General features: G+C 56.6%; 10 protein-coding genes and 1 tRNA gene. 6 read left to right on the top strand and 5 right to left on the bottom strand.

What is annotated here, in order from left to right; genetic code table 11:
• Both ACTIDN_RS06980 and ACTIDN_RS06975 read right to left on the bottom strand, forming a co-directional pair.
• The coding region (locus ACTIDN_RS06980; protein WP_441376490.1) for a hypothetical protein at positions 1 to 395 on the bottom strand (395 nt) is incomplete at its 3' end.
• 18 nt (positions 396 to 413) lie between these two features.
• Positions 414 to 503: transfer RNA gene (locus ACTIDN_RS06975), tRNA-Ser, on the bottom strand.
• Positions 504 to 718: 215 nt separating this feature from the next.
• Here ACTIDN_RS06975 and rplU point away from each other — a divergent pair.
• The 4 genes from rplU (at position 719) to proB (ending at position 3764) form a co-directional block, all read left to right on the top strand.
• Entirely contained in the window at positions 719 to 1033 is a 315-nt protein-coding gene (gene rplU / locus ACTIDN_RS06970) for a 50S ribosomal protein L21 (RefSeq protein WP_048838029.1), read from the top strand.
• 53 nt (positions 1034 to 1086) lie between these two features.
• Positions 1087 to 1356 carry a 50S ribosomal protein L27 gene (gene rpmA, locus ACTIDN_RS06965; RefSeq protein ID WP_048838028.1) on the top strand — a complete coding sequence of 90 codons (270 nt, stop codon included), beginning with the start codon at positions 1087 to 1089 and terminating at the stop codon, positions 1354 to 1356.
• A 104-nt stretch (positions 1357 to 1460) separates the two neighbouring features.
• On the top strand, positions 1461 to 2480 hold the full coding sequence (obgE, locus tag ACTIDN_RS06960) for a GTPase ObgE (protein ID WP_441376489.1): 1020 nt from the start codon (positions 1461 to 1463) through the stop codon (positions 2478 to 2480).
• Between the two features lie 153 nt (positions 2481 to 2633).
• Positions 2634 to 3764 (top strand): glutamate 5-kinase, encoded by a 1131-nt coding sequence (gene proB / locus ACTIDN_RS06955; RefSeq protein ID WP_441376488.1) that lies wholly within the window; start codon positions 2634 to 2636, stop codon positions 3762 to 3764.
• A 55-nt stretch (positions 3765 to 3819) separates the two neighbouring features.
• On the opposite strand, the gene ACTIDN_RS06950 is transcribed toward proB, so the two are convergent.
• Positions 3820 to 4494, bottom strand: a complete 675-nt coding sequence (locus ACTIDN_RS06950; RefSeq protein ID WP_441376487.1) for a LapA family protein — start codon at positions 4492 to 4494, stop codon at positions 3820 to 3822.
• Positions 4495 to 4597: 103 nt separating this feature from the next.
• Positions 4598 to 4870, bottom strand: a complete 273-nt coding sequence (locus ACTIDN_RS06945) for a DUF2312 domain-containing protein (protein WP_048838162.1) — start codon at positions 4868 to 4870, stop codon at positions 4598 to 4600.
• Between the two features lie 259 nt (positions 4871 to 5129).
• Here ACTIDN_RS06945 and zwf point away from each other — a divergent pair, with 259 nt between their 5' ends.
• Together zwf and ACTIDN_RS06935 are read left to right on the top strand one after the other, a co-directional pair.
• Complete coding sequence (gene zwf, locus ACTIDN_RS06940; RefSeq protein ID WP_441376486.1) at positions 5130 to 6602, top strand: glucose-6-phosphate dehydrogenase; 1473 nt, start codon at positions 5130 to 5132, stop codon at positions 6600 to 6602.
• Positions 6599 to 7042 (top strand): hypothetical protein, encoded by a 444-nt coding sequence (locus tag ACTIDN_RS06935; RefSeq protein ID WP_441376485.1) that lies wholly within the window; start codon positions 6599 to 6601, stop codon positions 7040 to 7042. The genes zwf and ACTIDN_RS06935 overlap by 4 nt, the downstream gene beginning before the upstream one ends.
• Here the strand turns inward: ACTIDN_RS06935 and ACTIDN_RS06930 are convergent.
• Positions 7039 to 8133, bottom strand: coding sequence for an alpha/beta hydrolase (locus ACTIDN_RS06930; protein WP_441376484.1), 1095 nt, complete (start codon positions 8131 to 8133; stop codon positions 7039 to 7041). The genes ACTIDN_RS06935 and ACTIDN_RS06930 overlap by 4 nt on opposite strands.
• Positions 8134 to 8172 lie beyond the last annotated feature (39 nt).

The following is an 8172-nucleotide window of genomic DNA, read 5'->3' as shown; positions in this document are numbered from 1 at the left end:
AGACGGTTGATCTCTTGCTTGACGCCGCGTTTCTTCGGGCTTTCCTCTGTCATGTAAAGATCAATGACTGTGGATAGCCTTGTCCGCCTCTCCCGCGTTTTGTCGATGAACGTGTCACCGTCAATTTTACTGACTTTCGTCGCTTTGAACTGGAGAGCGTCAGCAAAAGTATCGAATGTGCGGCTTACAGCCACGCCTTTACGTCGGATTTTGACTTCATACTGAGCCGGGCCGCGATAGTAAATTCCCGGCTCTTTCGTCTTCGTATGCTTCGCCATTTTTGTCATCTCCATGACGAACAGACCTTGCTCGTTTCTGGGGATGATTTTAGCGCTTGTCGCAAATTGTCGCAAAAAAGCGGGTTTAATAACCTTGGACGGATCAGGAACATCCATCTAAGTCATTGGAATCATTGGCGGAGAGAGAGGGATTCGAACCCTCGGTACGATTGCTCGCACAACGGTTTTCGAGACCGCCCCGTTCGACCGCTCCGGCATCTCTCCGTAAGGTGTGGTTTATAAGCACGCTTTTAAGGCTACGCAAGCAGGTTAGCCACAAGTTCCTGTTGACGAAAGCCGCTCCTACCCCGTAAAAGGCCCAACCACTCCACAAAGATGGAGGCATGTCGCATGCGCGGCACAAGAACAAAAAGCGTCCAGACCCCTCGCCTGCACACCGCCGCGGGAGGTTGAGAGATCGGAAAGAGAGATCATTTAGTATGTTCGCAGTTATCCGCACAGGCGGCAAGCAGTACCGGGTTGAGCCCAACATGGTGCTCAAGGTTGAAAAGCTCGAAGTTGAAGCTGGCGCAACCGTAACGTTTGACGAAGTTCTGGCTGTTGGTGGCGAAGGCTCCACCACCATTGGTGCCCCTATCGTGGCTGGTGCCAAGGTTACAGCAACTGTCGTCGCTCAGGACCGCCTCAAGAAGGTCATCATCTTCAAGAAGCGCCGCCGGCAGAACAGCCGCCGCAAGAATGGCCACCGTCAGCCGGTTACCGTTCTGCGCATTCAAGAGATCAACGCCGCCTAATCACCCTTTTACAGGGTATTAAGAGCAGGCAAGACCAGGAGAGGACTTAGGTCATGGCACAAAAGAAAGCTGGCGGTTCATCCCGCAACGGGCGCGATAGCGCCGGACGCCGCCTTGGCGTTAAAAAATTCGGTGGCGAAGGCGTTATCGCAGGCAACATCATCATCCGCCAGCGCGGCACGAAGATGAAAGCTGGCGCTAACGTTGGTGTTGGTCGCGACCACACCCTGTTTGCCCTGATTGACGGCAGCGTTCGTTTTGAACGTCGCGCTGAAGGCCGTGTGCACGTTTCCGTGGACGCACTGCCGGCTGCTGCTGAATAAGCATTAGCGTTTCCACCACGCGTTTTTCCGTGGCTGGAACAGCAGAAGGGGCCGGTCCTCAAGGATCGGCCCTTTTTTGCATCCAGCTGCCCTGAAGGTATCCCATGAAGTTTCTTGATCAGGCAAAAATCTATGTCCGTTCGGGCGATGGTGGAGATGGCGTTACAGCCTTCCGCCGGGAAAAATATATCGAATTCGGCGGCCCGGATGGCGGGAATGGCGGCCGAGGTGGCGATATTATTTTTGAAGCCGTCCCCAACCTGAACACCCTGATCGACTTCCGGTACACCCAGCATTTCCGGGCACGGAAAGGCGGAAACGGTGCGGGGTCTGACCGCACCGGGGCTGCTGCGCAGGCCGTTGTCATTAAGGTGCCCATTGGCACCCAGATTATGGATGATGACCGCGAAACCCTGCTGGCTGACCTTGATGAAGCAGGCAAGCGCATTACCCTGTGCCGCGGTGGCGATGGTGGGTTTGGCAATGCCAACTATAAAAGCAGCACCAACCGTGCTCCGCGCCGTTCCGATAAAGGCTGGCCGGGTGAAGAGCGTTGGATATGGCTACGCCTGAAGCTGATTGCAGATGTTGGCTTGGTCGGTATGCCCAATGCTGGCAAATCCACCTTCCTATCCGTTGTGTCTGCGGCGCGCCCAAAGATTGCTGATTACCCCTTTACAACACTGCACCCGCAGTTGGGTGTTGTGCGCCTCTCCATGACCGAAGAGTTCGTTATTGCGGATATTCCCGGCCTGATTGAAGGTGCGCACGAAGGCACTGGCCTTGGCACCCGCTTTTTGGGGCATGTTGAACGCTGCGCTGTGCTCCTGCATCTGGTTGATGGTGCGGCAGGCAACGTCGTTAATACGTGGCGCACCATCCGGCACGAACTGGAAGAATATGGTGGTGGGCTTGCAGAAAAGCCGGAAATCATCGCGTTGAATAAAAACGACGCCATGTCTCCGCAGGAAGCGTCTGCTCGTCGTCGTGCGCTGGAAAAAGCCAGTGGTGCGCCTGTTGTTCTTATTTCCGCAGCAACCCATCAGGGCGTTCCTGAGCTTCTGCGGACTATCCAGAACAAGGTTACAGCCATACGGCAGGAAGAACGCGACAACGCGTCCTGACACCAAGCTGGGGTAACAAAGTTTTACTTCTGCTGCCCCAGCTTTTCATTTTTTGCGTTTACTTGTTGCGCTAACGGATACACCGTGCGGCCAGACTATGCTTTACTGCGCTCCCAGTTGAGCCTTTAAGCTTTCTGCACAAACGGATTTGACATGACCGGACGCGCCTCCCTCCCCTCCCTTGCTTCTGCACGACGCCTTGTCGTCAAAATTGGCAGCGCACTTGTTGTGAATGCAGATAAAGCCGCGCCACGACAGGACTGGTTACGCAGTGTTGCTGCGGACATTGCGGCATTGCGAAAGCAAGGTACGGATGTGGTTATTGTGTCCTCCGGCGCTATCGCACTGGCCCGCCATACACTAGGCCTAACAGCAGGCCCTCTCCGTCTGGCCGAAAAACAGGCCGCGGCAGCCGTAGGCCAGATCAGTCTGGCGCAAGCCTGGAGCGATGCTCTTTCCGCCCACGGCCTGACCGCAGCCCAACTTCTGCTAACACCAGACGACACAGAAGACCGTAAACGTTACCTGAATGCGCGTGCTACTCTGGAAACCCTGCTAGGGCTTGGTTGTGTGCCTGTCATTAACGAAAACGATACAATTGCCACTGCGGAAATTCGTTTTGGTGACAATGACCGTTTGGCAGCCCGCGTCGCCCAGATGATTGATGCAGACCAACTGGTGCTCCTGTCAGACATTGATGGGCTTTATACAGCAGACCCACGAACAGACCCCGCAGCCCAGCACCTGCCGATTATTGAAGCCATGACACCTGAGATTGAAGCCATGGGGGGAGAGCCACCACCCGGTTATTCTTCTGGTGGTATGCGAACAAAGTTGCTGGCTGCAAAGCTGGCTACACGCTCCGGATGCGCCATGGCTATTGCTTTGGGTAAAACGGACCACCCCCTCCGCGCCTTGCTGGAAGGAGCACGGTGTTCTTGGTTTCTCCCACAGACATGCAGCCAGACAGCCCGCAAACAGTGGATTGCTGGCAGCCTGACCCCTGCGGGAGAAATTATGGTCGATCCCGGCGCGGCAGAAGCCTTGCAGCAGGGAGGCTCTCTGCTCCCTGCTGGCGTCAAAGGGGTGCGAGGCAACTTCACACAGGGGGATCTGGTCACTATTACGGATGAAACCGGGCGCCTGCTTGCCCGTGGCCTGTCTTCTTATGACGCAGACGATGCCCGCCGTATTGCGGGCCATAGGTCTTCAGAACTCATGAGCATCCTCGGCTGGCAGGGCCGCGATGAACTGATCCATCGTGATGATCTGGTAATGGTCTGAGTTATACCCATAAAAAAGGCTCCTTTAGAGGAGCCTTTTTTATCATGCAGCTACTTTATGCTGACGGTGTGCGCGGCGGCCAGTTCAACACAGGCTCCGTCCGCCCCATATCCTGCTGTGTCGTATACGGTTTACGCAGGCTTTCACGCTCACGGCTAAAGTCGGGCCGGTAAGGTAACTGGTTGGCATCTGGCGCCCGGTCACGCCAGACTTCATCCGTCCGCCGCTCCTGACGACCGAACTCATCGCGCCCCCTCGCCTCTTCATGCCACGGCATACGGCGGCCCGTGGGGCCACTGCTGCGCTCTGGTGCGCTATGGGGCACGGGAGGAGCATCCTGCCGCGGCTCATAAGCATCTGACACACGTGGCGCTCTGACGGGTGTCAGAACTGTCGGGGCTGGAGGCACCACGGCTGGTTTGGGTGGCTCAGGCGGCCGGATTTCCTCCACCACAGCCCGAATTTGTGCTGGGTCTGCGGGCCGATCAAACATGTCACGTGACAGATTGCCGGTCTCCACCACGCCTTGTGCTGATGCAAGCCGCATGGAAATTGCCCGCACATCAGCATGCAGTTCCTGCACCTGCAATTCCAACTGGGCCAGCCGCCCTTTTACCCCAAAAACGGCAAAGGGCATCATCAGGAAACCAAGCCCAAACACCACCGCCACTGCCAGAAGCAGGAGTTGTGCCCAAAGTGGCATCCATTCAGGAAAAGACACTGACATCATGTTTAACAGACCCCACGCGCCATCATCTATGGTCTGACCTTATAACCGGCCCCCATGCGCTTGGCGCACGAGCAGTACGGTATAAGGTTAGACACCTTAATTCTTACATACCCAGTGCGCGACGATAGATATCAAGCAGGGTTTCCTGCTCTTCAATCTCAGCCGGTTCCTGCTTGCGCTGGCGGATGATCTGCTTGATCACCTTGACATCAAACCCGGCGGACTTTGCTTCGGTAAAAATGTCTTTAATGTCGCCAGCAAGCGCCTTGCGCTCTTCCTCAAGCCGCTCAACACGTTCGATAATGCTGCGCAGACGGTCTGCGGCAATACCACCTACAGCGGCATCTTCCCCACTGGAAAAACCTTCGGTATCCATGCGTCTGTTCCCCTGTTCGCTTGCCGTGGCCAAAGTCTTGACCATGCAGCACCCCTGCATGCTAGACCAGACCACCAAAGCGGCGGGCTTATCGCGCACAGCGCGTGCGGTCAATTGCCTTGACAGCCAGAGGCCTTGCAGACAAACCCTCTCGCAACACGCGCCCCCTGTTGCAGTTGGCTTGTGGCCAGCTTTGTACCACCGCCCTCCGGCTGCCGGGGCAAGAGGCTTGTCCCCTATCTTGCGGAAGTAAAACACCATGGCTCACATCAACCAGATTGATCCGTTTGATTTTGTCATATTTGGCGCAACGGGCGATCTGACCATGCGTAAGCTGCTGCCAGCGTTTCTGCGCCGTTTTCATGCACAGGAATTCACGGCAGACGCCCGGATAGTATGCGTGGCACGCTCCGCCCATACGCCAGAAAAATTTCGGCAGCAGGTTCGGGCAACCCTCAAGGAATTTGCGCCCGAAACGGCAAAAGACTCTGCGGTGCTTGAGCGCTTTCTGGAGCTTGTCACGTATGTAGCGCTGGACGCGACCAAACCGGAGAGTGACTGGACAGACCTGAAAGCGGTTCTGGCTGACCCAGGCCGGACGCGCGTTTTTTATCTTGCCACGGCACCGGGGCTTTATGCGCCGCTCTGTGAAGCCCTGTCCACGCATGGGCTGATAACCCCCCTTACCCGTGTCGTGCTGGAAAAGCCTATCGGTGTAGACCTAAAAACGGCTACCGAAATCAATGATGGGGTTGGCCGCTTTTTTGCAGAAGATGCCATTTACCGGATCGACCATTATCTGGGCAAAGAAGGCGTACAAAATCTTCTGGCCCTTCGTTTTGCCAATCCTGTGCTGGAAAAGCTGTGGAACTCTGACGCTATCTCCCACGTGCAGATTACAGCTGCAGAAACAGTGGGGGTGGGAACACGCGGCGCGTATTACGACGAATCCGGCGCAATGCGAGATATGGTTCAGAACCATCTGCTTCAGGTTCTGTGCATGTTAGCCATGGATGCTCCGGCCTCTCTCAGCGCGGATGACCTCAGAAACGAAAAACTGAAAGTCCTTAACGCCCTACGCCCCATGACACCGGATATGGTGCGCCTCAACGTCATTCGGGGTCAGTATGTTGCTGGCCGCATTGATGAGCAGAAAGTGTGTGGGTACACGGAAGACCTAGGACGTTCCCGCTCTTCCCAGACCGAAACGTTTGTGGCCATCCGGACCAAAATTCGCACCTCCCGCTGGGGCAACACCCCCTTCTATTTGCGTACCGGCAAACGCATGGCTGCCAAAACGACCGAAATCGTTTTGCAACTGCGCCCACAAGTCTGGTCCATTTTCTCCAACACGCCCTCTCCGGGGCGTCTGGTTATTCGTATTGGGCCGGAAGAAGGTGTGTCGCTGGTTCTGGCAACAAAAGACCCGGGCGTTGGCGGGTTCCGGGTACGGAATGCTGACCTGAGCATGTCTTACGAACAACAGTTCAACATTGCGTACCACGATTCGTATGAGCGCCTGCTGCTGGATGCCGTACGCGGCAACCCCGCTCTGTTCATCCGCCGGGATGAAGTTGAGGCCTCCTGGCGCTGGATTGAACCTATTCTGACGTCTTGGCGGGAAGCTCAGTCTCCGCTGGAGCCTTATCCAGCCGGTAGCTGGGGCCCCGCCTCCACACGCGCCCTGCTTGCGCGTGATGGTGCACTCTGGCACGAAGATATGCTGACATGAGCAAAAAACCGACCCTGACCCCACGCGGTCCTTTCAAGAAACGCACTCTGCGGCAGCATATTGTACGCCGCCTCATGCTGGTATTGCCCATTACCATTCTGGTCATTGGCCTTGCCAAAAGCGGGGTGCTGGACACAATGGCAGACCGCTACACTTTCCAGCCCGAAAGCTGGTTTGATGATACGGCACTGGTGCGGCACCTGCGCGTACTGGTGACCCATAACGGAATGTCGCACGACAACCCGGACTGCCTGCTGTTTGTTGTAAACGGCAATGACCCCTCAACCGGGTCGCGCATTGACGTCATGCAGAAGCATTCCGGCACCTGCCCCGGCCCGAAAGATGACCTGCCAAAACTGTTCACCCTGCGGGTTGACCGCCTGAACCGGACTATCATGTCCGACCAAGGGTCTCCCGGCACATTTCACCCCATCCCTTAACGGGAAGCAGCAAAAGCCCGCCGCAAGGCCCTGCCCCCGTCACGCAGGGCCTTTTTGCCATACGGCATACACGCATAAAAATTCAGGAAACCATGTAAGGCGCCCTTGTAGCAGTCATACTGCACAGCAACGCCCGCACGCCTGAGTGCCTTGGCATAGGCAGCCCCTTCGTCCCGCATTGGGTCACATTCTGCCGTGATGATAACCGCAGCAGGCAACCCGTGTAGATCCGGGTTGTCACCGGGTACGAAGCGGGGGGCTGACCAGTCTTCTGGCTGTGCAATGTAACACTCTCCATACCACTGCATGGTCCGACGGGAGAGGAAATACCCCTCTGCATAATGCTGGTGAGACGGAAACTCCCGCGCACCGTAAAGGGAGGGATAATATAAAAGCTGAAGCACTGGCATAGGGGCCAGCCCTGCCTTGGCATCCTGCGAGACAACAGCAGCAAGATTCCCGCCCGCACTATCTCCCGCAACCGCAACAGCCCCGCCCCAGAACCTGAGCGACAGGTCTGACACCCAACGCAGAGCACTCAGGGCATCATCTGCCGCGGCAGGAAAAGGATGTTCCGGAGCCAGTCGATAGTCGGGCAACAAAACCGCTGCACCAGAAATGCGAGCAAGGCGGCAGCACATACCGTGGTGCGAATTCAGGCCGCAATGCACAAAGCCGCCCCCATGCAGAAACAACACCGCGCCTTGTATGCGGCCTCGTGGCAAATAGAGCTTTGCTGCCATAGGCCCGGCGGCCCCGGGAACCTGTATCCGAACCACGCGCCGCACTTGCAGGGAGGAGAGACCAACAGGGAAAGAAGGCGCATCCATAGCCTTGCGCAGAGCTTTGAGAAAACCGGCTTGGGTACGGTGAGACGCCGCAGCCTGCTCCCGCATGATCTCGGTAATATCTTCTTCACCCTGCGTAGCGGGAGGTGTTTCAGACACGGCGTCATGACGCTGTGTGTGAGCGGCTTTTCTTTTGCGCACTCTGCCCGCCTGCATACGCAGCGCCAACAGCAACAGGCGCGAGGCCATATTGGGACGTACCGGGTCTACTCTCCTGGCTTTGGGCTCTCCACTGTCAGCCATCAGATTTCCTTTCGTTCCCAGACTGTATGAAACTACGCA

This window comes from Acetobacter sp., from assembly GCF_052102375.1.
In the GTDB taxonomy this organism is placed as follows: domain Bacteria; phylum Pseudomonadota; class Alphaproteobacteria; order Acetobacterales; family Acetobacteraceae; genus Acetobacter.
This window is presented reverse-complemented; position numbering and strand designations above follow the sequence as displayed.

What these genes read in the sequence shown, in the direction of transcription:
- rplU (WP_048838029.1), top strand. Translation starts at nt 719, where the DNA reads ATGTTCGCAGTTATCCGCACAGGCGGCAAGCAGTACCGGGTTGAGCCC.
- rpmA (WP_048838028.1), top strand. Translation starts at nt 1,087, where the DNA reads ATGGCACAAAAGAAAGCTGGCGGTTCATCCCGCAACGGGCGCGATAGC.
- obgE (WP_441376489.1), top strand. Translation starts at nt 1,461, where the DNA reads ATGAAGTTTCTTGATCAGGCAAAAATCTATGTCCGTTCGGGCGATGGT.
- proB (WP_441376488.1), top strand. Translation starts at nt 2,634, where the DNA reads ATGACCGGACGCGCCTCCCTCCCCTCCCTTGCTTCTGCACGACGCCTT.
- ACTIDN_RS06950 (WP_441376487.1), bottom strand. Translation starts at nt 4,494, where the DNA reads ATGATGTCAGTGTCTTTTCCTGAATGGATGCCACTTTGGGCACAACTC.
- ACTIDN_RS06945 (WP_048838162.1), bottom strand. Translation starts at nt 4,870, where the DNA reads ATGGATACCGAAGGTTTTTCCAGTGGGGAAGATGCCGCTGTAGGTGGT.
- zwf (WP_441376486.1), top strand. Translation starts at nt 5,130, where the DNA reads ATGGCTCACATCAACCAGATTGATCCGTTTGATTTTGTCATATTTGGC.
- ACTIDN_RS06935 (WP_441376485.1), top strand. Translation starts at nt 6,599, where the DNA reads ATGAGCAAAAAACCGACCCTGACCCCACGCGGTCCTTTCAAGAAACGC.
- ACTIDN_RS06930 (WP_441376484.1), bottom strand. Translation starts at nt 8,133, where the DNA reads ATGGCTGACAGTGGAGAGCCCAAAGCCAGGAGAGTAGACCCGGTACGT.